We start from the raw sequence: 25177 nt of genomic DNA on the forward strand, positions 1-25177 counted from the left end.
GTTACAGCGCCTGCGTGGCAGCGCGCTCGATGGCGAGTCCCGCGCGATAGCGGGTGAGATAGGAGGCGAAGCCGGCGACGTCATCCGGATCCGGCTCGGCAATGGTGACGCTCGCGCCGCGGAAGACCCGCGCCTCGAGGTAGTCGTCGAGTGGCAGTTCGGCGCCAGACGCGGCATAGGCGGCCAGGACCGCCATACCCCACGGGCCGCCTTCCGACGCCGTTTCCGCTACCGAGACCGGCGAGCCCAGGGCTGCAGCGAGGAAGCGCTGTGCGACTCCGGCAGTGCGGAACACGCCGCCGTGCGCAAACATGCGGTCGAGTTCGACGCCCTCGTCATCGAGCGCGGCCATGCCGATACTGAGCGTGGCGAAGACACCGTACAGCTGCGCTCGCATGAAGTTCGCGAGCGTGAAGCTGCTGTCGTTGGTGCGGACGACGAGCGGCCGACCCTCGTCGAGGTGCGCGATCGGTTCGCCGGCGAGCTGGTTGTATGCCAGCACACCACCGGCATCCGGCTCCCCCTCGAGTGCCTCGCGAAAGAGCGCGGCAAACGCGGTATCGGCGTCGACCGGGACGCCCGCAGCCTCGGCGAACCGTCGGAAGATCGACACCCAGGCGGCAAGCTCGCTCGCCCCATTGTTGCAATGCACCATGGCAACCGGATCGCCGGCCGGTGTCGTGACGACATCGAGTTCGTGGTGCACCTTCTGGAGTGGGCGTTCGAGCACGACCATCGCAAAGATGCTCGTGCCCGCACTCACGTTGCCCGCGCGAGGTGCCACGGAGTTGGTTGCGACCATGCCGGTTCCCGCGTCACCCTCCGGCGGGCACAGCAGCACGCCCGAGCGCAGCACGCCGGTGGGGTCGAGCAGAACGGCCCCGGCTGCGGTGAGTTCGCCGGCACGCCGGCCGGCCGCAAGAACCTCCGGAAGAAGACTGCCGACCCGCAACTGCGGTGCAACGCCTGCAACGAGCTCATCGAACGTCGCGAGCATCGCCGAATCGTAATCGCGAGTGGCGTCGTCGATGGGGAACATGCCAGACGCGTCACCCACGCCGAGAACGCGCTCTCCCGTGAGCTTCCAGTGCACGTAACCGGCCAGGGTCGTCACGAACCGCGTCTGCGCGATGTGCGGTTCGCCGTCGAGCACTGCCTGATAGAGGTGGGCAATCGACCAGCGCAGCGGGATGTTGACGCCGAAAGCGGTCGTCAGCGCGTCAGCCGCCTGCGTCGTCGAGGTATTGCGCCAGGTGCGGAACGGAACGAGCAGCTCACCCTCCGCGTCGAACGCGAGATAGCCATGCATCATCGCCGAGACACCGATGGCGCCGAACGTCTGTGGGCGCACACCGTACCGCGCCTCCGCATCGGCAGCGAGAGCCGAGTATGCCGCCTGGACTCCGGCCCAGACCTCCTCGAGCGAGTAGCTCCAGCGTCCGTCGACGAGCTGGTTCTCCCACTCGTGTTCGCCGACCGCCAGCACCACGGAGGGGTCTTCCCCGACGAGACAGGCCTTGATCCGCGTCGAGCCGAGCTCGATTCCGAGAGCCGTCTGGCCCGTGCTGATAGCTTCTGCGCTCATCGACGTTCGTCCGTTCCCTGGCCGTAGACATTCTGGTACCGGTCGAAAAGACTATCGATCGCCTCCTGCGGGATCGGGATGACCCCCCCGGCCTCGCGGGCGAGATGAACCGTGTGCGCGACATCCTCGACCATGACCGCTGCCTTGACCGCATCCTTCGCCGAGGTACCGATGGTGAAAGGGCCGTGGTTCCGCATGAGCACGGCGCGTGACCTGTGACCGGTCAGGGTCTCGACGATGCCTCGCCCGATCGAGTCGTCACCGATGATGGCGAATGGCCCGACGGGGATCGGTCCGCCGAACTCGTCGGCCATCGCGGTGATAACGCAGGGAATCTCTTCACCGCGAGCCGCCCATGCCGTCGCATACGTCGAGTGGGTGTGCACGACACCGCCGACGTGCGGCATATTCCGATACACGTAGGCGTGGGCCGCGGTGTCGCTCGATGGCGACCGCTCAGAGCCTGGGCTGCCGGCAACCACATTCCCGTCGAGGTCGCAGAGGATCATGTTCTCGGGGGCAAGGTCGTCGTAGGAGACCCCGGACGGCTTGATCACGAAGAGGTCGGCACCGGGCACACGGCCGGAGACGTTGCCCCCGGTCCACACGATCAGCCCGTACCTGACGAGTTCCGCGTGCAACTCCGCGACCTCTGCGCGCACTTCTACGATGGACGCCGCGACGTCGCGGCTGAAGCTATTCACGAGCGTTGATGTTACCGTTCACATCATCCGGAGGCAACCCACGCGAGTGCGGAAGAATCGCGAGACGCGGCGGTGCGGTGGATTGCCGCACCACGAGCTCAGGCTCTATGAGCGAGCGTTGCGGAACGTCGTCACTCTCGAGCTCGGCGAGCAGAGTGGCCACGCCCAGCGTTCCGAGCGCGCGAAAATCCTGGCGAACCGTCGTCAACGGCGGCAGGAGGTGCCTGGCATCCGGAACATCGTCGAAGCCGACCACGCTCACATCCTGGGGCACGCGGATGCCCCGCTCGGTGAACGCGTGGATGAGCCCAAGCGCCATCCGGTCATTGGCTGCGAAGACTGCGGTGAAATCCGGTTCGACAACGCTCCCGAAGGCGTAGCCCGAGTCTGAGGTCCAATCCCCCACCACTGGTTCGCGGGCACGCAGGCCGGCTCGCTCGAGGTGCTCTCGCCACGCACGTTCGCGGCCGCGGGCATCAAGCCAGTCCAGTGGGCCCGCGAGATGCAGCATCTCACGGTGGCCGAGATCGATGAGGTGCTGCGCGGCGAGCGCCGCGCCCATCCGCTGGTCGACAGACACGGTGAAGAAGTCGTCCTCGGGCTCGGCCTTGACCACGAGAGTGGGAATGCCGCTCGAGACTTCGCGCAGCAGGTCGATCGACGACGTGCGCGGCGTGATCAGGCACAGCGCGTCGATTCCGATGGCCATCAGGCTCACCAGCGCATCGTGGGCGGTGACCGCCCGATCGGCCGATACAGCGAAGGACGAGACCGTGTATCCGCGGTCGTGTGCCGCATCCTCGATGGCACGAAGGGTGCTCGCCGGGCCGAACTCGATAACGCTATCGACGACGACACCGATGCGGCTCGATTTGCGGCTGGCCAACGCCCGGGCCGCACTATTAGGCCGGTAATTGAGCTCACGCATCACCACGAGCACCCGCTCCCGCGTCGCCGGCGCGATGCTCGGATGGTCGTTGAGCACCCGAGACACCGTCATGTGGGAGACACCCGCCAGCGCCGCAACCTGGCGGATGTTCGCCCTGGGCCCGCCGGTCAGCGCAGTCATGCCCTGAAGCTTAGTCAGCCCACGAGCGCGAATGCTCGCACGGGAAATGTGCCGAAGCCTTCGAACGCGGGCGGGGCGGCCGTGAACCTCGCACCCGACGGTGGCAGCTCGCCCAGGTTGGTCAGGTGCTCGACCACATGGATGCCCGCCGCCAACAGCCCGGAGTGGGCAGGTCGCTCGCCGCCGGACTCGGTGTCGTCCACATTGAGCGAGTCGATTCCGACGAGCCGCGCACCCTGCTCGACGAGGTACTCGGTCGCGTCCGCGGCCAGGAACGGGGATCCGGTGGAATAGGCGGGGGTGGCGAAATAGCGGTCCCACCCGGTGTGCACGAGCACGGCGGCTCCCCGCACGTCACGGTCGAAGAACACGGCGGCCGGCACGCCGCGGATCGTGGCATCCTGCACATGGAAGACCTCGGCGCGCAGGTCGACGAGCGTGGCGAGGGCGAGGCCCGCGAGGTCTGTTCCCCCCTCATAGCGGTGGTACGGGCTGTCGAGGTAGGTGCCCGTGTTGCCGATCATCGTCACGATATCCATCGCGAACTGCGTGCCAGGGGCGTAGTGGGAGCGCGAATCCTCTCGCGTCAGGTGGGGGGTGACCACGGGCGCCGGGAGCCCCGGGTAGGTGATGAGCCCGTCGCGGATCGTGTGGCTCAGGTCGACGACCCGACGGGGGCCAGTCGACTGAGCCTGGTCGACGCGGCGAGAACCGCGGTGCTGTTCCTCAACGACGGAGAGACTGGTCACGAGCACACGGGCGACGAGGGCCAGACCGAGATGCTGCACTAACAGCCGGCCGACTTCGTCGGCGCTCGTCTCGCCACCGGCCAGGTCGAGCCGGAAGCTTTCGGTCCGAAGCGAACCGCCATTGATGAACTCCACGACGGCATCGAAATGTGCTCGGTATTCAGGCATGGTCACTCCCCCATCGAGGGACCACGTCGATCCACTCCCCTCACGATGCCAGCACTCGGCTCCGCGATCACAGGATAAACCGCCAGGGTCCGACTGATTGGCGCCAGCGTGGATCAGCCCGGGCTACGTCATTTAACCGAACCAGCAGTCAATCCGCTGACGATGTATTTCTGCAGGTAGAGGAACAGCGCCATGACTGGCAGTGCTGCCAGCACCGCGCCCGCAGCGAAGATGCTGTAGTTCTTCGAGAACTCGTCAGACACGAACTGGTAGAGCCCGACAGCAAGCGTCTGCTTCTCCGGCTCGATCAGCACGATGGAGGCGATCACGAATTCGTTCGTTGTGCCGATGAACGAGAGCAGCCCGACCACGGCGAGAATAGGCGCCACGAGTCGGAGGATGATCGAAAAGAAGATCCTCGCGTGACCCGCGCCATCGATCTTCGCGGCCTCGTCGATGGATGTCGGCACCGTATTGAAGAATCCGTACATCAGGTAGGTGTTCACGCCCAGGGCGCCGCCGAGATACACCATGATCAGGCCGATCTGGCTGTCGAGCCCGATCGCCGGGAAGATGTCACTGATGCCGTTGAGCAGCAGGAAGATCGCCACGACCGCCAGGAGTTGCGGGAACATCTGCACGAGCAGCACCGCCAGGAGGCCGACACGACGACCGACGAATCGCATGCGCGAAAAGGAATATGCCGCCATCGCACCGAGAAAAACCGTGCAGACGGAGGTCGTGATACCGATCACCAGAGTGTTGCCGTACCACGCGGCGTAGGGCTGCTGGGGCAGATCGAACAGCTCGATGTAGCTTCCGAAGTCGAAGATGCTGAACAACGCATTGGCGCTGATCAGGGTGCCGCTCGGGTTGAGGGAAGCGGATAACACGTACAGCAGTGGAAAGATCGCGAAGATCGACATGACGACTCCGACGCCGTGGCGCCATCCTGTCGCCCTGAACCAGCGGCCGAACCGGAAAGGCCGGCGCGTGCCTGTGGCAGTGGACGCGCCTGCGGCAGCAGTCGTAGCGCCGCTCATCAGTTCAACTCCTCAAGGGATTTTGTTGCCCGGAAACTCACTGCGGCGATGACTCCGACTAGCACGAAAATGATGATCGAGAAGGCGCTGGCCAGCCCGTAGTCACGCCCGGCTCCGACGAACGCCACCTTGTAGACCATCGAGATCAGGATGTCTGTTGCCCCGACATTGACGCCAGCCGACACGTCTCGCGGCCCTCCGTTGGTGAGCATGTAGATCAGGTTGAAGTTATTGAAGTTGAAAGCGAACGACGAGATCAGCAGCGGAGCTATCGACACCAGTAGCAGGGGCATCTTGATGAAGCGGAACACCGCCCACGGTGTGGCGCCATCCACGACGGCCGCCTCCTGCAACTCGTCGGGGATCGACTGCAGCGCACCGGTGCACACGAGGAACATGTACGGGAATCCCAGCCACAGGTTCACCAGGATGATGCTCACTTTCGCGAGCCACTCATTAGTGAGCCACGGGATGTCAGCTCCCCCGAAGAGCACCTGGTTCACGAATCCGAAGTCGCGGTTCAGCATCCCGGCCCAGACCAGTGCAGACAGGAATGCCGGAAAGGCATACGGCAGGATCATCATCACGCGGTAGACCCTGCGCCCGCGCATCCGCCGGTCATTGAACACCACGGCGAGAAACAGGCCGAGCAGGAACGTCGTCGCGACCGACAGGAAGGCGAAGGTGAAAGTCCACAGGGCGACGCTGAACAGCGGCCCTCGAATCGACTCGTCACCGAACGCACGGGCGAAGTTATCGAAACCGATCTCGATCTTCCACCCCGGCAGCAGCTCCTCACCGTTGTTGGCGGTGAAGGCGCCGACCCCGGTGTCCGAGTAGACGACCCCGGTTGTGCTGTTCGTCATCGTCGCGGCAGCTTCGTCGTATACCAGGTTCGACCGGTATACGAACGCGCTGCTTCCATCGGGGGTGCGCAGTGCGCCGTCGTTCGGATCGTCACTGATCTGCACGGTGAGTCCGGCGATGGCCTCCTGGGCGGCCACGATCTGTGAGAAGTTGAGGGTGTTGTATCCGGGGATACCGACGGCTACCTTTCCCTCGATGGTCGCGTTGTCGACCGGGCTGAGGGGGTTGTCTGCGTTGCCGATGCTGACATCGCCATCAGGGTCTGTCACCAGGAAGCTGTAGGTGCCGAGACTTTCGACGACGGTCAGACCGTAGGCCGGTGAGTCTTCGACCCGCTCCTGCGACGATCCGATGAGGGCGGCAGTCGCATCCTCTCTCGTGCTGTTATGGCCGGTTCCGTAGTTGGTGAAGGCGATGTAGGCGGTGTATCCGATGATGAAAACCTGGAACATCACGAGAAAGATCACCCCGGGCACCAGGTACTTTGCCGGCAGGAACCTCTTGCTGAAATAAACGACGTTCACGATCACGGTAACGACCACTATCGCCGCGAACACTATCCAGTCACGCTGGGCGAACACGATGAACAGCGCATAGAGGCTTATCGCATCGACTATTGCCAGGGCCGCAATCTTGACGATCAGCACCCTGACGCTCGTCGACGGCGCTGTCGGCGCCCGGGTCAGCCGCGGTGCTCGTGGTGTCGTGATGCTCATGCCATCCTGCTGTTCTCAGGCGATGGGCCCGGACGTTTCCCTCCGGGCCCATCGCGAACGTGAGTGCTAGATCGCGCCCTGAACGTCGGCGGCCATCTTCTGCCAGAGGCCTACAGGATCAGCCTGCCCGCCGATGATCGCAGCCTCAGTCACCCCCCAGAACTGCCACACCGAACCCATCTCAGGGATATTGGGCATGGGTACGGCCGTCGCTCCGACTTCGCCGAAGCCAGCGATGATCGGGTCGGCGCTTGCAGCCTCGAACGACGCGGTGAGCGCTGGAGCGCGCTTTCCCACCTCGTAGAGAGCCGTCTGCACTGACTCGGTCGCGATGTAGTTCGTCAGGAACTCGCTCGCCGCGAGCGTATTGGTGCTCTTGGCGCTCACGAAGAATCCCTGAACGCCGACGAACGGCTGGGCGGCGTTCGGCCCGGGGGCAGGAATCGGATCCACGGCGACATCGATACCGGCGGCCTGTGCATCCGCGACGTTCCACGGACCGGTGAGGAAGAACGGCGAGGCGCCAGCGTTGAATTTCTCCTTGGCCAGGTCACCCGTCAGCGAGATGTTGAGGTTCCCGACAGCACCTTCCTGGGCCAGCCAGGTGGCGAACTGGTCTCCACCGGCGTTACCGATGGTGAGCTCGCCAGCGTTGTAGCTGCCGTCGGCGTTAGTGCCGAAGACGGGAGCGCCGAACGACGTCTGGAAGGGATACAGGTGGTACGGATCGGACTCTGGCCCGACCTGCACGATGAACGGGAACTCGGTACCTGCGCTCTTTCCCATCGCAATCATGTCGTCGTAGGAGGTCGGAGCCGTCGGCGCCAGCGCGGTGTTGCGCAGCATGGCGATGTTCTCGATCGAATACGGAACTCCGTAGGTGACGCCGTCGAAGCTCATTGCCGTGACAGCAACGTCCTGGAAGTCGCTCGCCTTGTCACCGAGCTCAACAGGAGCGACGACACCGTTGGTGACGAAGTTGCCCAGCCAGTCGTGAGCACCGATGGTGATGTCAGGCCCTTTGCCCGTCGGGACTTGGGCGATGAACTGCTCCTGGATGTCCGCGAAGTCTTTCTGGACGAGTTTGACCTCGACACCGGACTCTTTCGTGAACTCGGCGGCGGCATCTTTCAGGACGGCTGCGCGGTCGGCGTCGACCCAGACCGTGAGGGATCCTGCTGACGATGTGCTGTCGCCGGGAGCCGGGGCAGAGCACGCGGTGAGGGCGAGGGCTGTCGTGAGCATGATTGCTCCGGCTGCCCATCGGCCACGTGAATGATGGATCATGGGGCGTTGCCTTCCTGTGTTGTCGATCGATCGGCCGGGGCCGATGATCGCCAGGATCACCCGGGGTGCTGCACCCGGGTAGGGCATTCATACGCCGAAAGGCCGTTCTTTCGAGGTTCTCGCGATGTGCAAGCGCTTACAACCATAGCCCCAAACGGGGGTAGACGTAATGATTTGTCAAAATATCGACGAATCCGCTTGGTGGTCTGCGGAAAAATCGCCATGACAACGACCGATCACGTTACCGAACTCGAGCTACTGGCGATCGAACTGCAGGAGGACGCGCTGCAGGAGGACGCGCTGCAGGAGGTTGCGTTACAGGCGGTCGAGCGACTGCAGCACGTCAGCAAGCAGGTCGTCGACATTCTCGATGCCCACGGAAAGTCGTACGACGTTGTCGGGCACCTCGAGCTCTGTGCCGCGCACCGACGCATGGGTCATCTCAGAGGGATAGCCGATGAGCGACTCCACTCCCCCGAGCGACTCCGCGAGCTGGAACAGTGTCGTCGACTCCGCGAACGTTCGGGCCGCGGCGGCTCCACCGCTGAGGGCGACGGACAGCATGCCGCCGAACGCACTCATCTGCTTCGCCGCGATGTCGTGGCCGGGGTGCGTTGCCAGCCCCGGGTAGTAGACGGCATCGAGCTTCGGATGCCCCACCAGGGCCTCGGCGATGGCCAGGGCGTTGCTCGAATGCCGCTCGGCGCGCACTGCCAGAGTCTTGATTCCCCTGACGGTGAGCCAGGCATCCATCGGGCTGGAGACCGCCCCGACGGCGAACTGCAGAAAACCCACCTTCTCGGCGACCGTGTCGTCGTTCATGACGAGAGCCCCGCCGAGCACATCGGAGTGCCCGCCGATGTACTTCGTGGTCGAGTGCACCACGACGTCGGCGCCGAGCGCGAGGGGCTGCTGCAGGTAGGGAGATGCGAAGGTGTTGTCGACGACGACCATCACGCCGTGCTCCTTCGCGATTGAAGCAAGGGCGGCGACGTCACTGATCTTCATGAGTGGATTGCTGGGTGTCTCGACCCAGAGAATCTTGGTGATGCCGGGGTTGATGGTGGCGCGAACCGCGTCCAGGTCACTCATGTCGACTGTCGATAGTGAGATACCCCACGGAACGTGCACGCGGTTGACGAGGCGGTGGGTGCCGCCGTAAACGTCGTTCCCCATCACGATGTGCGATCCGGGCGTGAGCACGGCCCGCAGCAGGGTGTCTTCTGCGGCGAGCCCGGAGGCGAAGCTGTAGGCGTGCTTACCGGCCTCGAGTGAGGCGAGGAGGGTCTGCAGCGAGTCACGGGTCGGGTTTCCCCCGCGCGCGTACTCGTAGCCTCCCCTGAAGCCACCGATCCCGTCCTGTACGAACGTCGACGTCATGTAGATCGGGGGTACGACGGCACCCGTCGTCGGGTCGAATTCCTGGCCGGCGTGGATGGCGCGGGTGGCGAAGGCGTAGTCGTAGTCGTCGTTCACAGTGTTCTTTCTGGGAATCAGGAGCTGAGGAAGTTCAGCAGGTCGTGTCGTGTCAGTACCGCGACGGGCTTGCCACCATCGGTGACCAGCAGCGCATCGGCGGCGGCAAGAGCCGCACGCGCGGAGCCGACAGATTCGTTCACACCGATCAAACCGAGAGGGGATCCGACGAATTCCCGAACCGCATCCGTCATCTGCACCCCACCGGTGAAGACCGCTTCCATGAGGGATCGCTCGTCGATGGCGCCGATCACTTCACCGATCACCACGGGCGGCTCAGCTGTCAACACCGGCATTTGCGAGACCTCGTACTTGGTCATGATCTCGATCGCGTCGCGGACGGTGTCCGTCGGATGCACGTGCACGAGATCGGGAAGCGCACCGGTCTTCGAGCGCACGATATCGCCGACGGTCTTCTCTTCGGTAACCGACGCGAACCCGTACGACCGCATCCACTTGTCATTGAAGATCTTGCCGAGGTAACCGCGCCCGCCATCGGGCAGCAGGATGACCATGACGTCGTCCGCGCTGAGCAGTCTGGCGGCCTTCAGGGCTGAGGCGACAGCCATTCCACTCGAGCCGCCTACGAGCAGTCCCTCTTCGCGCGCGAGCCTGCGGGTCATGTCGAACGATTCGGCATCAGAGGACGCGATGATCTCGTCGACGACACTCGGATCGTAAGCTTCGGGCCAGAAGTCTTCGCCGACGCCCTCCACGAGGTAGGGCCGCCCGGTTCCGCCCGAGTAGACCGAGCCCTCGGGGTCTGCGCCGATGATGTGCACTCCGCCGTTCGAGATCTCCTTGAGGTAGCGTCCGGCGCCACTGATGGTGCCACCGGTGCCCACACCGGCGACGAAGTGGGTCACCCTTCCCTCGGTGTCGCGCCAGACCTCGGGACCGGTGGTCTCGTAGTGGCTCAGCGGGCCGTTCGGGTTCGCGTATTGGTTCGGTTTGAAAGCGCCGGGGATCTCACGCGCGAGACGATCCGACACGGAGTAGTACGACTCCGGGCTATCGGGCGCAACAGCCGTCGGGGTCACGACGATCTCAGCCCCATAGGCCGTCAGCACGTTGCGCTTGTCCTCACCGACCTTGTCGGGTAGCACGAAGACGCAGTGGTATCCGCGCTGCTGGGCCACGAGTGCCAGCCCGACACCGGTATTGCCGCTGGTCGGTTCCACGATCGTCCCGCCGGGCTTCAGGAGGCCCTTCGCCTCAGCATCATCGATGATGCGGGTCGCGATACGGTCTTTGGACGAGCCACCCGGATTGAGGTACTCGATCTTGGCGAGAACCGTCGCCGCGATACCCTCGGTGACGCTGTTGAGGCGCACAAGCGGGGTGTTGCCGACGAGGTCGAGGATGCTGTTGGCGTACTTCATGGTGGGCACAATCTACCAGCGGGGGCATGGCATGTCGTCAGCGGGCAGGCGGTGAGACTGTCGATCATTCCCCGGCGGGCATTCACACCACCGCCACAGAAGCGAACTGTACGGTGGGACAACAAGATTACCGAGCCGACAGGATGCCGTGCCCGATCCATCGAAACCCCCAGTCAAGCAGCAGCGCGCGGCCCGAAGGGCTGACAAGGTCGCCGCGCTCCAGAAGCAGCTGGCGACCCGGCGGCGCAACCGGCGCATCGGCATCGGTGCCGCCATCGTCGCGGGGGTCGCCGTGCTCTCCCTCGCTATCGGCTTCATCGTGGTTGGCTCCACGCCACGGCCGAATCCCGACGATATCGACATCGCGGACGTCACCGAGTTCCCTGGTATTTCGGCCGTGCACGTCGGGCCCGAACCCGTCGACTACGAGGCGAAGTACGACATGAATCCTCCGGCTGGTGGCGATCATTTCGCGGCCTGGCTCAACTGCGGCGTCTACGACCAGCCCCAGCCCAGCGAGAATGCGGTTCACGCTCTCGAACACGGTGCCGTCTGGGTGACGTATGACCCTGAGGCGCTCGACGACTCCGAGGTCGAGTCGCTCCGCGGCGCCGTGCCGAGCACCTATTCGGTACTCTCCCCGTTCCCGGGCCTGCCAGCGCCCGTCGTGATCTCCGCGTGGGGGGTTCAGGTGCAACTCGACGGTGTCGACGACCCGCGGATGCAATCGTTCATCGAGAAGTACTGGAAATCGGCGTCCGCTCCCGAACCCGGCGCACCGTGCACCGGAGGTCTCGATGGTGCGGGACGCATCGCCTGAGCGGGGCGCACACACCGACCAGAGCCGAAGAACACGGCTCGCGATAGCAGCGGTGCTCACGGCGATCGGGCTGGTCGCGGCGTCCCTCGTCATCGGCAGGCTGAGCTCCCCGGTCGCCAGCGACCCTCTCGCCTCGAGCGCCGAGGCCGGTTTTTCTCGTGACATGCAGGTACACCACCAGCAGGCCGTCGAGATGGCCATGATCGTGCGTGACCAGACGAATGACCCCGAGGTAAGCCTTCTCGCCTACGACATCGCCACCTCACAGGCGCAGCAGTCAGGGCAAATGTTCGGCTGGCTTGCCGAGTGGAGGCTGTCGCAGGCAGCAACAGAACCGTCGATGACGTGGATGTCGCGCCCGGTGCCCGGCGTCTCCGGCCACGATCACGCGGCAGACTCCACCCACCGGCCGGGCTCCCCGATGCCCGGGCTCGCGACCCGCGAGCAGCTCCAGCAACTGTCGGCGAGCGAGGGAGTGGACGCAGAGCGACTGTTCCTCCAGCTGATGATCGCGCATCACCAGAGTGGTGTCGAGATGGCAGAGGCCATCGTGGAGCGCAGCTCTCATCGTGTCGTGCTGGATCTCGCCAGCAGCATCGTGCGGGCGCAGTCGAGCGAGATCGACCTGATGAAACGGATGCTCGCCGAACGACGCTAACCCAGCTGCTGTGCGTACAGCGACGAATACATTCCGCCGTTCGACAGAAGCTGTTCGTGGGTTCCGCTCTCGACTATTCTGCCTCCGACCACAACGAAGATCACGTCCGCCGAGATCACAGTAGACAACCTGTGCGCCACCGCGATGGTGGTGCGGCCCCTCGACGCTGCATCCAGCGCATCCTGGACCACCCGTTCCGAGATCGAGTCGAGCGCGCTTGTCGCCTCATCGAGGATCAGCACGGCCGGATCTTTCAGCAGCACTCGCGCGATCGCGATGCGCTGCTTCTCGCCACCGGAGAGCCGGTATCCGCGTTCCCCCACGACCGTGTCGTAGCCGTCAGGGAACGACATGATCGTGTCGTGGATGTTGGCGCCCTTCGCCGCGGTCTTGAGTTCGTCGAGCCCAGCCCCCGGCTTGGCGTACCTGAGGTTGTCGCCGATGGTCGCGTGGAACAGGTAGGTCTCCTGGCTTACGATCCCGATGTTGCGCACGAGCGAATCGGACTCGAGGTCGCGCACGTCGTCACCCGCGAACAGCACACGACCGCTCGTCACATCGTGAAGGCGCGGTATCAGGTAGGACACTGTCGTCTTGCCCGCTCCCGACGGCCCGACGAATGCGGCGAACTGCCCCGGCTCGATGACCAGCGAGACGCCCTTGAGGGTGGCAGGGGAATCCTCCGGCGCATCCGGGTAGCGAAACACCACGCCATCGAACTCGACCCTGCCGAGCTGGGCGGGGCGCACCTCGTGGGCATCCGGCTTGTTAGTGATGGCCGGTATGAGGTCGAGGTACTCGAAGATCCTCGCAAACAGCGCTGACGAGGTCTGCAGGTCGAGGGCGACCCTCAGCAGGCCGAGCAGCGGGAACATCAGGCGCGCCTGCACCGTCGTGAAGGCGACGATCGTGCCGGCCGTGACCTCCACTCCACCGCTGATGAGATATGCCGCGGCGACGTAGATGACCGCGGGGATGATCGACAGGAAGATGCTGACCATGGCAAAGAACCACTGGCCGCTCATCTGCTGGCTCACCTGCAGCCTGATCTGGTTTCGATTCTCGGCCTCGTACCGGCCCGTTTCGGCCTGCTGTTGGTTGAAGCTCTTCGCGAGCAGGATGCCGCTCACACTCAGCGCCTCCTGCGTGATCGCGGTCATATCGCTGAGCGACTCCTGGGTTTTCGTCGCGATGCGCGCGCGCACCTGCCCGACTCTACGTTGGGCTACGACCAGAATCGGCAGCAGGATGACCGCCACCACCGTGAGCTGCCAGCTCAGCACGAGCATGCTCACGAACGCCGCGACAACTGTGACCGTATTGCCGATGACGCTCGAGATGGTGTTGCTGAGCACGTTCGCGACGCCACCGACGTCGTTCTGGAGTCTCGACTGGATGACACCGGTCTTCGTGCGCGTGAAGAACGCAAGTTCCATGGCCTGCAGGTGGCCGAAGAGGCGGATTCGCAGCGCGCCCATCACGGTATTGCCGACGGAGGCAGTCAGCCAGGTCTGCCAGACGCCGAGGGCTGCCGCCGAGACCCACAGCACGACCATGGTCGACACGAGTTGGACCAGCACGGGAATGTTCGGGGTGCCGCTCGGCGGGAACAGCCCCTCGTCGAACGCCTGCTTGGTCAACAGTGGGGGCAGCACGCTGAGGCCAGCGCTGACAAGCACCAGGACGATCGTGATCGTGAGAGCCCTGCGGTGCGGGGCAAAAAGGCCGGCGATCCGTTTCAGCAGGTCGGGGACCTTCGGGGCCGACGCGTTGGCCGCTTTCTGCGCGGCTGCGTCGCCGCCGCCCATCATGCGACCGCTGCCGCGCGTTCCACTCATGCTCTAATTTTAGGTCGGTTAACGCATCGAGCCCGCCGGCTTCCCGGCGGGCTCGAGTGGCGTGCGAAGGGATCAGCCCTTCGTCGAACCGGCAAGCAGTCCGCGTACGAAGAACCGCTGCAGTGCGAAGAACACGATGAGCGGAACGATCATCGCGATGAAGGCGCCTGAGGTGAGCAGGTACCAGTCCTGTCCACGGTTTCCGGTGATCTCTCGCAGCACCTTGGTGATCGGGCCGACTGCACCATCCGCGAAGACCAATGCCACCAGCAGGTCGTTCCAGACCCAGAGGAACTGGAAGATTGCGAAGGATGCGATGGCTGGCATCGCGAGCGGCAGGACGATCCTGAAGAACGTCTGACCGTGCCCGGCACCGTCGACCCTCGCGGCCTCGATCAGCTCCTGCGGAATCTCCGAGATGAAGTTGTGCAAGAGAAAGATCGCCAGTGGCAGCGCGAAGATCGTGTGTGCGATCCAGACCTGGCCGTACGAGTTGCCACCGGCACCGAGACCCGCGAATATCTCGAAGTCACCGATGCTGAGCCCGCGAGCGAACAGGCTGAGCAGCGGCACGAGGGCCATCTGGATCGGCACCACCTGCAGGGCGAACACCCCGATGAACAGGATGTTGCGACCCTTGAACGGGATCCACGCGAAGGCATAGGCAGCCAGCGATGCGATCACGAGCGGGAACAGCGCGGCCGGCAGGGTGATCGCTATCGAGTTGATGAACGACTGCCCGAGGCTGACCGTGGTCGCCGATCCGTTGAGCACGGCATCGTAGTTTCCGAGGGTGAACCCCGGGTTGGTGAAGATGCTCCACCAGCCCGACGTGTTAATCAGTTCCGGTGGACGGAATGACGTGATCAGCAGGCCCAGCGTGGGTGTCGTCCACAGGATGGCGATGACGATCGCGGCAATGGTTGCGCCCTTGCTGGTGAGCCGGGCTTTCGACTTTCTCAGCGTGGAACGCTCGACGGCCCTCGCCCCACGACCGAGCTGGGTCTTTGTTTTCTGGTCGACGGGGAGGTCGATCGGGGCGACGGCGCTCATCGGATCTCCTTCTGCAGACGCATCTGCCTCACGTTGTAGATGATGATCGGCAGCACGAGCAGGAACAGGATGACGGCGAACGCAGAAGCCCTGCCCTCCTCGAGTTTCTGTGCGTACACCGCGTTAGCGAGCACGTTGGTTCCGTTGGCGCCACCCGTCATCGTCTGAACAATGTCGAATACCTTCAGCGATGCGATCGAGATGGTGGTCAGCACGACGATGAGGGAGCTCCGGATGCCAGGAACCGTCACGTTGACGAACCGCTCCCAGGCATTCGTGCCATCGAGTTGCGCTGCCTCCATCTGCTCGGCTGGCACGCCCTTGATAGCTGCGGAGAGCACGACCATCGCGAATCCGGTCTGCACCCAGATCAGGATGACCATCAGGAACAGGTTGTTCCATGGCGCCGCGTTGATGAAGTCGACGGGCTGGCCACTGAAGAACGTGATGATCCCGTTCAGGAGTCCGATTTGCGGCTGGTCTACCGAGTTGGCGTCGTAAACGAACTTCCAGATGATGCTGGCGCCCACGAAAGAGATGGCCATCGGCATGAAGACGAGCGCCTTCAGAACCTTCTCGCCCCTGGCCTTGTCGACGAACACGGCGTACGCGAGGCCGACGATCGTCGAGAATGCGGGAACGACGAGCACCCAGATGATCGTGTTGATGATCGCGACCCGGTTGGCCTCCTGGCCGAACACGAACACGAAGTTCTCCAGGCCGACGAACCTGCTGCCCCGGGCATTCATGAATGCCTTGAAGAAGGTAGCGACCGTCGGATAGAGCAGGCCGATAGTGAGGAGGAGGACAGCGGGGCTCAGGAATCCGATGAGCTGGAAGAGATAACCGGCTCCCTCTCGTGAACGGTAATCGAGGAGGAAGAACACCCCACCGAGCACCGCGGCGACGACAGCCGCCAGCGGGATCGAGCCGAGAACGAGGAAGACGGTGACCGGTGCGAGAACGCAGACCAACGCGCGGATGATCGTATAGCGACGACCCGAACGCGGCGCGATCTCGATGAAGAAGATGAGGATGCCGGCTACCAGGATGAAGGCCCCGATTACCAGGGGAATCTGGGCGAACGGGTTGAGGCCGGCGAGCCATTTCAGGAACCCTGACATAGACGTCCTTTCGAGTGCACCAGTGAACTCGCGCTTGTATTTTGAGACTAGGGGTAAGTGAGAGCCGGCGGAAGAGGTCTCCGCCGGCCCTCGGTCATGCTGTTCTAGCCGGTATTACTGAGATGGCCAGACTACTCAGACGGCCAGGTGGCCTCGATGTTGTCGAGCACCTCGTCCGTCGACTTACCGTTGATCCAGTCGACCATGCCGGTCCAGAACGAACCAGCACCGACGACGCCGGGCATGAGGTCAGAACCGTCGAACCTGAACGTGGTGGCGGGGTCCTGGAGAACCTTGATCGCCTCCTGCAGGATCGGGCTTGACGCGCTGGCAGGGTCGAGACCCTTGTTTGCGCTGATTACGCCACCGAGTGCGACGCGGCTGTTGGCCCATTCGGGGCTGGAGAGGTATTCCTGCACCTTGACAGTGTCCGTGTCATTCGAGAAGGCGGCGACGATCTCGCCACCACCCGTGACGGCGCTTCCGCCTGCTTCGACTGACGGGGTGATGAACGCCCAGATGTCAGCGTCGGGACCGACCGTGGCATTGCCGTTGGCGGGATCCTGGATGAATCCGTCATAGAACGATGCCTGGTGGTGGAGTGCGCACGAACCGTCGCCGAGGGCGCGGGCCGGGTCACCGAACGGAGTGGTGTTGATCGACTTGACGTCGCCAAATCCCGCGTTCACGTAGTCAGGGTTCAGCAGGATCTCGCCCACCGAGTCGAATGCCGACTTGATGGCGGGGTCGTTGAACGGGATCTCGTGTGCGACCCACTGGTCGTAGACATCCGGTCCGGCTTCGCGCAGCACGAGGTCTTCGACCCAGTCGGTGCCGGGCCAGCCCGTTGCCGCGTCAGAACCGAATCCGACACACCACGGTGCGGTCTTGGTCTTTCCCTGGATCGTTTTGGTCAGGTCGAGAAGCTCCTGGTACGTGGTGGGGACTTCAACCCCCCACTCCTTGAACTGAGCAGGTGAGTACCAGACGAATCCCTTGACGCTGGCCATGAGAGGTGCGCCGTACAGGGTGTCTCCGGTGCTGGCGTATCCTGCCCAGTCTTCGCCCCAGAACTCGGAGACATTGGATGCAACGCCCTCGGGCGCCGGCTGCACCAAGTCGCGCGACGCAAGGTCACCCAGAAGACCGGGCTGCGGGAAGATGGCGAGGTCGGGAGCCGTGCCGCCCTGGGCGCGGGTTCCGATCTGAGCTTCGAATTCCTTCGAGCCTTCGTACTGGATGTCGATGCCGCTCTCTTTTTCCCAGGCGGCCCAGGACTTGTTGAGGAGATCTGCCTCGGTGTCCTGGATGGTGCCGTAGATCGTGACGACGCCATCGGCATCGCCTGCATCTCCTGGGCCTGGGCCTGCGCTCGAGCCTGAGCCTGAGCCTGTGTCGCTGGAGCAGCCCGCCAGTGCGAGCCCTGCTACTGCGAGTATGGCGAACGGTGCTGTGAATCTACGCTGCACGATGAAACTCATACTTCCTCCTCGTTGAGGGTGGATCGCGAGGGCCAGTGGTGGCCCCGCGGGGGGTGATTGCAAAACAGAACTGCCCCGAACGGGAACCGGTTCCACAGCACAAACTAGGTGAAGTTCGAGATCAATGCAAGCGCTTGGCACGAACTGGCGTCTAACGATTCGGCCACACCCCCGTAATTCGGTGGGAGCGCTCTCACAACGATTTGATCACACTCTCCCCTGCGGTGTGGAACCGGTTCCACAATCATCACCGCCCAACTAGGCTTTGGCCGTCCTGTCATCGGCGAAGGGAACATGATGAGCGCACTCAGCGATGTCGCCCGCCTCGCCGAAGTATCCAAGGCCACGGTATCCCGCGCCCTGAGCGGCAATGGTTACGTCTCGATCGAAACGCGAAACCGCGTCGTCGCCGCCGCCGCCGCCATCGGATACGTTGTGTCGTCGAACGCATCGAGCCTGGTGACCGGGCACACGAAGAACGTCGGTGTGGTCATCCCGTTCATCAATCGCTGGTTTTTTGGAGAGGTACTCGAAGGGATCGAGACTGCTCTCATCGCCGCCGGCTACGACCTCACCCTCTACCGGCTCAGTGCGGACGATGCCGCGCGACGCCGTGTGTTCGAGTATTTCCTTGTGCGCAAACGGGTGGATGCGGTCATCGCGGTTGGAATCGAGCTCACCCGCACCGAAGTCGACCTGCTGCGCTCCCTCGGCAAACCGATTGTCGGCATCGGAGGTGCAGTGGAAGGAATGGCCACTCTCAGCATCGACGATGTCGCAGCTGCCGAGCTGATCACCGAGTTGCTGATCGGTCTCGGGCACACGCGCATCATGCACGTGGGGGGAAGCCAACAGAAACAAGTCGATTTTCGGGTGCACTCGCAGAGGTTGAAGGGGTTCACACAGGCAATGCGATCGGCGGGGCTCCGCTACGACGATGAATCGTTCAGACCCACAGATATTTCGATCGAGGGCGGCTATACCGCTGGACTCTCGATCCTCGCCGACCCCCGGTCGCGCCCGAGCGCAATAGTTGCGGGGGCCGACGAGGTCGCGATCGGTATCATCATCGCCGCCCGCCAACTGGGCATCCAGGTGCCGGCCCAGCTCTCTGTAGTGGGTATCGACGGACACGACCTCGCCCCGATGTTCGGGCTCACGACCCTGGCGCAGCATCCGAAATCACAGGGAACAATGGCCGTGAGGCTACTGCTCGACGAGCTCACCGACCTCACCGAGCCCCTGGATCGGCCAGCGTCGAACTGGAATACATTCCCCGTCAGCCTCGAGGTCCGACAGAGCACCACGGCTCCTCCACTGCCGTGACCGGCTGGGCTGCCCCGCAAGCCTGTGTGCGGACAATGGAAGCCCGGCCCGCAACCGATGAAGATCGCAGGCCGAGCTTCCCGGGGTCACTCGGCCCGCGTCCCCGAACGACGCAGAGCAAAGATGAGCCCCGCGGGAACGAACCCGCGCTTGAGGAACCCGAACCCACCAAGCGCGATCGGTTCGCGCCCGAGCACCATGGACGCTGGCGCCACCGAGGCAGCCACACGGCCACCATGACGTCGGGCGATCGGGTGGTTCGGTAGCGACTGAGCGGTAAATTCATGCATTCGAATATGCACTTTCGGGTACGCACTGCTGCGGATGTTTACTCGTGTCGTACTGCGGTGCTAGCCAGAGGGTAAGGCTGTCCAGTCCCGTGGGGTTGCGTGCGGGTGTCGAGCGAACATCTTTCGGGGGTGTCCCACGTTCGGGGGATGCCGGGACAGTGCTCATTATGGGGCGACCCGCGACCGGACGCAACTGCAGCGGACACATCCGAAATCCCTTCCGTTCCGAAGGAGCACTCAAGCAGCCATAACCGAACCCGATCGGTCCGTCATCAGTGCCCTGCAGCCTCCAGCCATCGAGATGTCAGTCGACGACCTCGGACGCGCCTTCGGGCGGGTGACCGGGGATGTGACGACCATGCTTTTGAAACGCTCCGGTGTTGCTGGCCAGCGCTTGTGGCCGAGCACGGGCCGAGGGTGCGGGCCATCCTCGATCGACTTCCCGCCGGCGTCGGGGATGCCGATCCCTGGCTCGTCGCGGCCTATGGCCCGAGTTTTCGTTCGATCGGGTCCACAAGCAGATCGGCAGTGATGGCGAATTTCACCACGGCACATTCACTGATCACGGATGTCTCAACCGCAGCGGTGCGCAGCGGCATCGGCGTGCACCGCTCAGCCGCAGATTCGCGGGCAGGGCAAAGTCACGGATTCCGAGGCACTCTTTCCGGTCGTCGCAACCGCCACGACTGGAAGCGAACGGAAGCCCCTGGGGCTCTATTCGCGAGCCACCATCTCGATCTTCAGTGAACGATACGCCGAGAGGCTCGACCTTATGAGGCTCTCACGTCGGGTTACGCCACCCGGGCTCCCCGGGTGGCGTCGTGACGATCTCCGAGGGCCTGAGGGCGAGATTCCTCCTGCGTCGGGGAAAGCGCAGCCGGCCCGGGGCGTCCCCCCGGCTCTCCAGCCCACACAGCATCACGCGAACTGCCCCGGCCGGTTCATCGCCCACCTGCGATTCGCCCGCGGCGACATGCAGCGCGCGTTCGAAGGCCCCTGCGACTGCGACGCCCCGGGAGACGCGCACTCCAGTCGCACACTTATCGACGTGTCCCTCATCGAGGCCGCGGAAACGCACCGACTCTCCGATGCTTCGATGCTTCGATGCTTCGATCTCGGATATCTCCTTCCACCGCGCTGACCTGACCAGCTGCGCGTTAACGAAACAACGGCGCCGCTCCCCGAAAGGAACGACGCCGTCGTGTGAAACCGAAGTTACTTGAGGGTAACCGTGGCGCCAGCCTCTTCGAGCTGAGCCTTTGCCTTCTCGGCGGTCTCCTTGTTGACACCTTCGAGCACGGGGCCCGGAGCGCCATCAACGACTGCCTTCGCTTCACCGAGGCCGAGGCTGGTGAGAGCGCGCACCTCCTTGATGACCTGGATCTTCTTCTCGCCGACAGCCTCGAGGATGACGTCGAAGGAATCCTTCTCCTCAACCTCTTCGACTACTGCCGCGGCGCCACCGGCGGCCGCAGCGGCGACGGGTGCGGCGGCGGTGACCTCGAAGGTCTCCTCGAACTTCTTGACGAACTCGCTGAGCTCAATGAGCGTGAGCTCCTTGAACGCCTCGATCAGCTCTTCGCTGGTCAGTTTTGCCATGATGTGTCTCCTTGTTTTCGTAAATTACGGTCGGCGCAGAGCGCGACTGTGCTTGTTTGTCGCGCCTACTGAGCGGACGACTGCTTCTCGCGCAGCGCCTCGACCGTGCGAACGGCCTTGGCGAGCGGAGCGTTGAACAGGTAAGCGGCACCGAACAGCGAAGCCTTGGCGGCTCCGGCAAACTTCGCGAGGAGCACCTCCCTGGTTTCAAGATCGGCAAGCTTGGTGACCTCTGCGGCGCTGAGGGCGTTACCGTCGAAGTAACCACCCTTCACAACCAGCAGCGGGTTTGCCTTGGCAAAGTCACGCAGTGTCTTCGCGACGGTGACCGGGTCACCGTGTACGAAAGCGATCGCGGAGGGCCCGACAAGCTCCTCGTCAAATGACGAGATTCCTGCCGCGTTTGCCGCGATCTTTGTCAGCGTGTTCTTCACCACGGCGTATGTTGCGTGCTCACTCATAGATGTGCGCAGCGTTTTGAGCTGGGCAACAGTGAGTCCGCGATACTCGGTGAGCAGGACAGCGGTCGAGTTGCGGAACTTCTCCGTCAACTCGGCGACTGATGCTTCCTTGTTCGCCATGGTGCTCCCTAAATTGTGGATTGGACTGCCGCAGACCTGCGCATGTGGACGTAAGCGCTGCACACCGGACAATAAAAAAAGCCCCGGCCTGCTGCAGGTCCACTCTGGAGTGGAACGCAGGGCACGGAGCTGAGAATCAAACTGGCTGAAAAGACCGGCTCGAGAAACTTCTTCATACGCCTGCGCTGGCTGTCGCTTTCACGACACTTCGGTCATCCTGTGCTTTCACACACGATGACCACCTGCGGTCTTTGGCTCCCGTAAGACTAAGCGAATCCGTGCCCGCGCGCAAACCGGCCGCTGGGCCGCCTAGACGTGGTCTCGCCAGCTGTGCTGGGGCACGAAACCGAGCACGCGGCGAGCCTTCTCGCTGGGGGCGAGGGAACCAGTGCCCTCGACGGAGGCTCGGAACTCCACCGCCGGAAACACCTCGGCCATCAGCTCGGCGCTGGGGCGCGACATCACGGTGTCTGCGGCAAAGATGTTGAAGACGTCGAAACCCGGGCGCGAGGCCTCCAGCGACAACCTGATCGCCTCTGCACCGTCACGTGCGTCGATGTAGCCCCACAGGTTCCACGACCGCAGTGTCGCGTCCGCATCGAAGGCGGGGAACGCAGCGTAGTCGGGCACGGTCATGACGTTGGAGAATCTCAGCGCCGTGATGCTCAATTCCGGATCCCAGCGCACAAGCTTTTGCGCGAGCTCCTCCTCGAGGTGCTTGACCACTGAATATGTGGATTCAGGACGGCTCTCATACTCCTCATCAAGCGGCACGTAGGGTGGCGGTGATTCGAACGGGATACCGAGCAGCGTCTCGCTCGAGGCATAGACGATGGTGCTGATACCGACCCGGCGGGCAGCCTGGAAGACGTTGAATGTCGAGTTCATGTTGTTGTGGAACGTGGCGCTGTCAGACCTGAGCCCTCCCGCGGGAATCGCCGCCAGGTGAACGACGGCGTCAAGGCCCTCATGCCGGTTGTCGATGCTGCTGAGCGCATCCACCGTCTGCCCGTAATCGGTGAAATCAACGACAGTGAACGCCTCGCGATCAGGGCCGACGACGTCGAGCACCGTGACCTCATGCCCTGCGTCGCGCAGCGCCTGCACCGTCACTCGGCCGAGCTTGCCATTGCCTCCGGTGACCGCGACCCTCATGCCGGGGATCCTGCTGTGTATGGATTTCTCATCACTCCAGTCTGCCACCGCGAAAAGGTGTCGAGTGCGGCCAGAGTCTCCAGAAGGGCTCAATCCCGTCCAGAAGCGCTCCATCCCGTCGAGAGGGTGGGTTCGCGGCGAGCGGAAGGATGATGCGGAACACCGTCTGATCCGGCTTGCTCAGGGTCTCGGCTCGGCCGCCGAGCGCCTCCATGACCGCGCTGACGATCGCCAGGCCAAAGCCGGTGCTGCCCTTTGCCTCGAGCGTGAGCTGTGGCGGGCTACAGGGTCGCTGTGCGGGGATCCCAACCCTCTGGCAGTGACACAGCCGCACCGACCGTGCTTTCGACTGTCACAAATTCCCCGGATTCGGCAGCCTCGATCATCGAGACCATCACGTCGAGCACGTGGTAGCCCTGCTCCCCGGATGCCCGCTCGGGCACGCCTGCACGGATGGCCCTGGCCAGCTCGACGACTCCTGTACCTCGCCCAACCGCCGACGTCGTCGGGATGATCTCTGCTTGCGTCGCACCATCCGCCCACAGCAGCAGGTCACCCTCGAACATATTCGGGTCGGGAAAGACGAGGGTGCCGTCAGCTCCGGCGAACTCGACGAGCCCGGTGCGAGGCAGCGACGATTGAAAGCTGAAGATGCACTGGGCCGAGGCTCCGCCCTCGAACTGGATGAGCGCACTGATGTGGGTCGCCACCTCGACGGGAATCTGCTCTCCAGCCCGGCCGCCCGACCCGATCACCCGCGACTGCTTCGACACCGACGAGGTCGCGGCCACCCGCTTCACCGGGCCGAGATTCTGGACGAGAGTGGTGAGGTAGTACGGCCCCATGTCGAACAGCGGGCCACCGCCCCGCACGTAGAAGAAATCGGGGTTCGGATGCCACGACTCGGGCCCAGGGCTCTGGAACAGCGCGAGTGCCGTGAGGGGAGCGCCGATGCTGCCGCTCTCGATGAGCCGTTTCCCGGCCTGGAGCCCCGCGCCCAAAAACGTGTCGGGTGCCGTGGACACCCGAAGACCACGCCCCGCAGCCTCCGCCAGCAGCGCCTTACCGCTCTGACGATCGAGAGCGAACGGTTTCTCCGTCCACACATGCTTGCCCGCGGCAAGGGCGAGCATCGCAACCTCGACATGAGCGGCGGGGATCGTCAGGTTCACGACGATCTCGATGTCGTCGTGGGCGAGCAGCTCCTCGGTGCTGCCGCTGCCGGCCACGCCGTACTTTTCGGCCTGCTCCTTCGCTCGCGCCGGGTCGATGTCGGCGATGAACACCACATTGACGTCGGGGAAGGTGGTCAGGTTATCGAGGTACTGGGTGCTGATATTGCCAGCACCGATAATCCCGACGCCAACGCGCCCCGTGCGTGTGCCTGCGTCACCGGTCACAGCGTCTCTCCCAGCGAACGGAGAAACGTGATGCTGTCGGTGAGCGCGTCGAACACGTCGCCCTCGAAGTCGTCGAGTTCAATCACCCGCACCGCCTGCGGTGCAGCAGCGAGAACCTCCGCCACGGGCATCCTGCCACTGCCCACGGCCACTTGCGCCCTGTCATCCCGGCTGATGTCGCCGTCTTTGACATGAATGAACCGCACACGGTCGCCGAGGCGCTCGAGAAGGCTGACTGCGCTTACGCCGCCGACCTGCGCCCAGTAGGTGTCGACCTCGAGCACGACAGCCGGATCCAGGTTGTCGGCGAAAGCCTCCAGGGCGGTGGTGCCATCGAGCTCCCCAAACTCCCACCAGTGATTGTGATATCCCACGGTGATGTCGAGGTCCGCCGCAACGCGCGCGACGGCGTTGAGTTCATTCGCCGCCAGCACCACGGCGTCAGAATCCGTCCAGGTCTCGGCGCGGATGTTCGGGTCGATGACTGTCGTCACGCCGAGCCTGCGTGCCGCATCCAGCACGGGAACCAGGTCGATTCCGAGCAGGGTCGAGTGCGCAGATGATGGCGTGAGACCGAACCGCGGCAGCAGCTCCTCGAACAGGTCGACCCGCTCGACCATCCCGAAGAGCTCAACCGTGGCGAACCCCATCCCCGCGATGCGCTCGAGTGTGGCCGCCGGATCTGCGGCGAGCGCCTCGCGAACCGTGTAGAGCTGGACAGACAACGGAAACTGCGACACGAGAAACTCCTTTGTTGGGCATGGCGTGCCTCTCCACTCTAGGAGCACGGCCGTCAGGACCGGCAA

At 63.8% G+C, this 25177-nt stretch carries 23 protein-coding genes; 3 read left to right on the top strand and 20 right to left on the bottom strand.

Features of this window, described 5'->3' with window-relative positions:
* Position 1: 1 nt before the first annotated feature.
* From IEW81_RS04255 to IEW81_RS04295, 9 genes are all read right to left on the bottom strand, one after another.
* Positions 2-1585, bottom strand: a complete 1584-nt coding sequence (locus tag IEW81_RS04255) for a xylulokinase (RefSeq protein ID WP_097060304.1) — start codon at positions 1583-1585, stop codon at positions 2-4.
* The gene (locus tag IEW81_RS04260) at positions 1582-2289 is read right to left on the bottom strand and encodes an L-ribulose-5-phosphate 4-epimerase (protein ID WP_097060303.1); all 708 of its coding nucleotides are present in this window, start codon (positions 2287-2289) and stop codon (positions 1582-1584) included. Before IEW81_RS04260 ends, IEW81_RS04255 begins: the two co-directional genes overlap by 4 nt.
* Complete coding sequence (locus IEW81_RS04265; RefSeq protein ID WP_097060302.1) at positions 2282-3358, bottom strand: LacI family DNA-binding transcriptional regulator; 1077 nt, start codon at positions 3356-3358, stop codon at positions 2282-2284. Before IEW81_RS04265 ends, IEW81_RS04260 begins: the two co-directional genes overlap by 8 nt.
* Positions 3359-3372: 14 nt before the next feature.
* A complete protein-coding gene (locus IEW81_RS04270) occupies positions 3373-4275 on the bottom strand; it encodes a cyclase family protein (protein WP_097060412.1) in 903 nt (300 codons plus the stop codon).
* A 128-nt stretch (positions 4276-4403) separates the two neighbouring features.
* Positions 4404-5318, bottom strand: coding sequence for a sugar ABC transporter permease (locus IEW81_RS04275; RefSeq protein WP_097060301.1), 915 nt, complete (start codon positions 5316-5318; stop codon positions 4404-4406).
* Positions 5318-6901: an ABC transporter permease subunit gene (locus IEW81_RS04280; RefSeq protein ID WP_097060300.1), complete on the bottom strand. Its 1584-nt coding sequence runs from the start codon at positions 6899-6901 to the stop codon at positions 5318-5320. Before IEW81_RS04280 ends, IEW81_RS04275 begins: the two co-directional genes overlap by 1 nt.
* A gap of 66 nt (positions 6902-6967) precedes the next feature.
* Positions 6968-8188 carry a sugar ABC transporter substrate-binding protein gene (locus IEW81_RS04285; RefSeq protein ID WP_097060411.1) on the bottom strand — a complete coding sequence of 407 codons (1221 nt, stop codon included), beginning with the start codon at positions 8186-8188 and terminating at the stop codon, positions 6968-6970.
* Between the two features lie 315 nt (positions 8189-8503).
* On the bottom strand, positions 8504-9664 hold the full coding sequence (locus IEW81_RS04290) for a cystathionine gamma-synthase (RefSeq protein ID WP_097060299.1): 1161 nt from the start codon (positions 9662-9664) through the stop codon (positions 8504-8506).
* Between the two features lie 17 nt (positions 9665-9681).
* The gene (locus IEW81_RS04295) at positions 9682-11046 is read right to left on the bottom strand and encodes a cystathionine beta-synthase (protein ID WP_097060298.1); all 1365 of its coding nucleotides are present in this window, start codon (positions 11044-11046) and stop codon (positions 9682-9684) included.
* A gap of 148 nt (positions 11047-11194) precedes the next feature.
* Here IEW81_RS04295 and IEW81_RS04300 point away from each other — a divergent pair, with 148 nt between their 5' ends.
* Both IEW81_RS04300 and IEW81_RS04305 read left to right on the top strand, forming a co-directional pair.
* Complete coding sequence (locus IEW81_RS04300; protein WP_097060297.1) at positions 11195-11866, top strand: thioredoxin-like domain-containing protein; 672 nt, start codon at positions 11195-11197, stop codon at positions 11864-11866.
* The gene (locus IEW81_RS04305) at positions 11844-12524 is read left to right on the top strand and encodes a DUF305 domain-containing protein (RefSeq protein WP_097060296.1); all 681 of its coding nucleotides are present in this window, start codon (positions 11844-11846) and stop codon (positions 12522-12524) included. Before IEW81_RS04300 ends, IEW81_RS04305 begins: the two co-directional genes overlap by 23 nt.
* Here IEW81_RS04305 and IEW81_RS04310 read toward each other — a convergent pair.
* From IEW81_RS04310 to IEW81_RS04325, 4 genes are all read right to left on the bottom strand, one after another.
* Entirely contained in the window at positions 12521-14362 is a 1842-nt protein-coding gene (locus IEW81_RS04310; protein ID WP_218839988.1) for an ABC transporter ATP-binding protein, read from the bottom strand. The two genes, IEW81_RS04305 and IEW81_RS04310, sit on opposite strands and share 4 nt — an antisense overlap.
* Positions 14363-14434: 72 nt before the next feature.
* Positions 14435-15415, bottom strand: coding sequence for a carbohydrate ABC transporter permease (locus tag IEW81_RS04315; RefSeq protein WP_097060295.1), 981 nt, complete (start codon positions 15413-15415; stop codon positions 14435-14437).
* Positions 15412-16539 (bottom strand): carbohydrate ABC transporter permease, encoded by a 1128-nt coding sequence (locus IEW81_RS04320; RefSeq protein WP_097060294.1) that lies wholly within the window; start codon positions 16537-16539, stop codon positions 15412-15414. Before IEW81_RS04320 ends, IEW81_RS04315 begins: the two co-directional genes overlap by 4 nt.
* A 131-nt stretch (positions 16540-16670) precedes the next feature.
* Positions 16671-18020 (bottom strand): ABC transporter substrate-binding protein, encoded by a 1350-nt coding sequence (locus IEW81_RS04325; RefSeq protein WP_097060293.1) that lies wholly within the window; start codon positions 18018-18020, stop codon positions 16671-16673.
* A 297-nt stretch (positions 18021-18317) separates the two neighbouring features.
* On the opposite strand from IEW81_RS04325, the gene IEW81_RS04330 reads away from it, so the two are divergent.
* A complete protein-coding gene (locus IEW81_RS04330; RefSeq protein ID WP_097060409.1) occupies positions 18318-19346 on the top strand; it encodes a LacI family DNA-binding transcriptional regulator in 1029 nt (342 codons plus the stop codon).
* Positions 19347-19432: 86 nt separating this feature from the next.
* Here IEW81_RS04330 and IEW81_RS04335 read toward each other — a convergent pair whose 3' ends face one another.
* From IEW81_RS04335 to IEW81_RS04360, 7 genes are all read right to left on the bottom strand, one after another.
* Positions 19433-19636: a hypothetical protein gene (locus IEW81_RS04335; RefSeq protein WP_188732660.1), complete on the bottom strand. Its 204-nt coding sequence runs from the start codon at positions 19634-19636 to the stop codon at positions 19433-19435.
* A gap of 781 nt (positions 19637-20417) precedes the next feature.
* Positions 20418-20714: a hypothetical protein gene (locus tag IEW81_RS14445; protein WP_229671235.1), complete on the bottom strand. Its 297-nt coding sequence runs from the start codon at positions 20712-20714 to the stop codon at positions 20418-20420.
* A 137-nt stretch (positions 20715-20851) separates the two neighbouring features.
* On the bottom strand, positions 20852-21235 hold the full coding sequence (gene rplL, locus IEW81_RS04340; protein WP_097060291.1) for a 50S ribosomal protein L7/L12: 384 nt from the start codon (positions 21233-21235) through the stop codon (positions 20852-20854).
* A gap of 65 nt (positions 21236-21300) precedes the next feature.
* Positions 21301-21816, bottom strand: coding sequence for a 50S ribosomal protein L10 (gene rplJ / locus IEW81_RS04345; RefSeq protein WP_097060290.1), 516 nt, complete (start codon positions 21814-21816; stop codon positions 21301-21303).
* A 309-nt stretch (positions 21817-22125) separates the two neighbouring features.
* Entirely contained in the window at positions 22126-22971 is an 846-nt protein-coding gene (locus IEW81_RS04350) for an NAD-dependent epimerase/dehydratase family protein (RefSeq protein ID WP_097060289.1), read from the bottom strand.
* A 281-nt stretch (positions 22972-23252) separates the two neighbouring features.
* Entirely contained in the window at positions 23253-24371 is a 1119-nt protein-coding gene (locus tag IEW81_RS04355) for a Gfo/Idh/MocA family protein (RefSeq protein ID WP_097060288.1), read from the bottom strand.
* The gene (locus tag IEW81_RS04360) at positions 24368-25111 is read right to left on the bottom strand and encodes a sugar phosphate isomerase/epimerase family protein (protein ID WP_229671236.1); all 744 of its coding nucleotides are present in this window, start codon (positions 25109-25111) and stop codon (positions 24368-24370) included. The genes IEW81_RS04355 and IEW81_RS04360 overlap by 4 nt, the downstream gene beginning before the upstream one ends.
* Positions 25112-25177: the final 66 nt, after the last annotated feature.

Source organism: Salinibacterium xinjiangense (assembly GCF_014645015.1).
GTDB classification, from domain to species: domain Bacteria; phylum Actinomycetota; class Actinomycetes; order Actinomycetales; family Microbacteriaceae; genus Rhodoglobus; species Rhodoglobus xinjiangensis.

Coding starts and splice junctions, on each gene's coding strand:
- IEW81_RS04255 (WP_097060304.1), bottom strand. CDS start 1,585: ATGAGCGCAGAAGCTATCAGCACGGGCCAGACGGCTCTCGGAATCGAG.
- IEW81_RS04265 (WP_097060302.1), bottom strand. CDS start 3,358: ATGACTGCGCTGACCGGCGGGCCCAGGGCGAACATCCGCCAGGTTGCG.
- IEW81_RS04270 (WP_097060412.1), bottom strand. CDS start 4,275: ATGCCTGAATACCGAGCACATTTCGATGCCGTCGTGGAGTTCATCAAT.
- IEW81_RS04275 (WP_097060301.1), bottom strand. CDS start 5,318: ATGAGCGGCGCTACGACTGCTGCCGCAGGCGCGTCCACTGCCACAGGC.
- IEW81_RS04280 (WP_097060300.1), bottom strand. CDS start 6,901: ATGAGCATCACGACACCACGAGCACCGCGGCTGACCCGGGCGCCGACA.
- IEW81_RS04285 (WP_097060411.1), bottom strand. CDS start 8,188: ATGATCCATCATTCACGTGGCCGATGGGCAGCCGGAGCAATCATGCTC.
- IEW81_RS04295 (WP_097060298.1), bottom strand. CDS start 11,046: ATGAAGTACGCCAACAGCATCCTCGACCTCGTCGGCAACACCCCGCTT.
- IEW81_RS04305 (WP_097060296.1), top strand. CDS start 11,844: ATGGTGCGGGACGCATCGCCTGAGCGGGGCGCACACACCGACCAGAGC.
- IEW81_RS04310 (WP_218839988.1), bottom strand. CDS start 14,362: ATGAGTGGAACGCGCGGCAGCGGTCGCATGATGGGCGGCGGCGACGCA.
- IEW81_RS04315 (WP_097060295.1), bottom strand. CDS start 15,415: ATGAGCGCCGTCGCCCCGATCGACCTCCCCGTCGACCAGAAAACAAAG.
- IEW81_RS04320 (WP_097060294.1), bottom strand. CDS start 16,539: ATGTCAGGGTTCCTGAAATGGCTCGCCGGCCTCAACCCGTTCGCCCAG.
- IEW81_RS04325 (WP_097060293.1), bottom strand. CDS start 18,020: ATGAGTTTCATCGTGCAGCGTAGATTCACAGCACCGTTCGCCATACTC.
- IEW81_RS04330 (WP_097060409.1), top strand. CDS start 18,318: ATGAGCGCACTCAGCGATGTCGCCCGCCTCGCCGAAGTATCCAAGGCC.
- IEW81_RS04335 (WP_188732660.1), bottom strand. CDS start 19,636: ATGCATGAATTTACCGCTCAGTCGCTACCGAACCACCCGATCGCCCGA.
- rplL (WP_097060291.1), bottom strand. CDS start 21,235: ATGGCAAAACTGACCAGCGAAGAGCTGATCGAGGCGTTCAAGGAGCTC.
- rplJ (WP_097060290.1), bottom strand. CDS start 21,816: ATGGCGAACAAGGAAGCATCAGTCGCCGAGTTGACGGAGAAGTTCCGC.
- IEW81_RS04350 (WP_097060289.1), bottom strand. CDS start 22,971: ATGAGGGTCGCGGTCACCGGAGGCAATGGCAAGCTCGGCCGAGTGACG.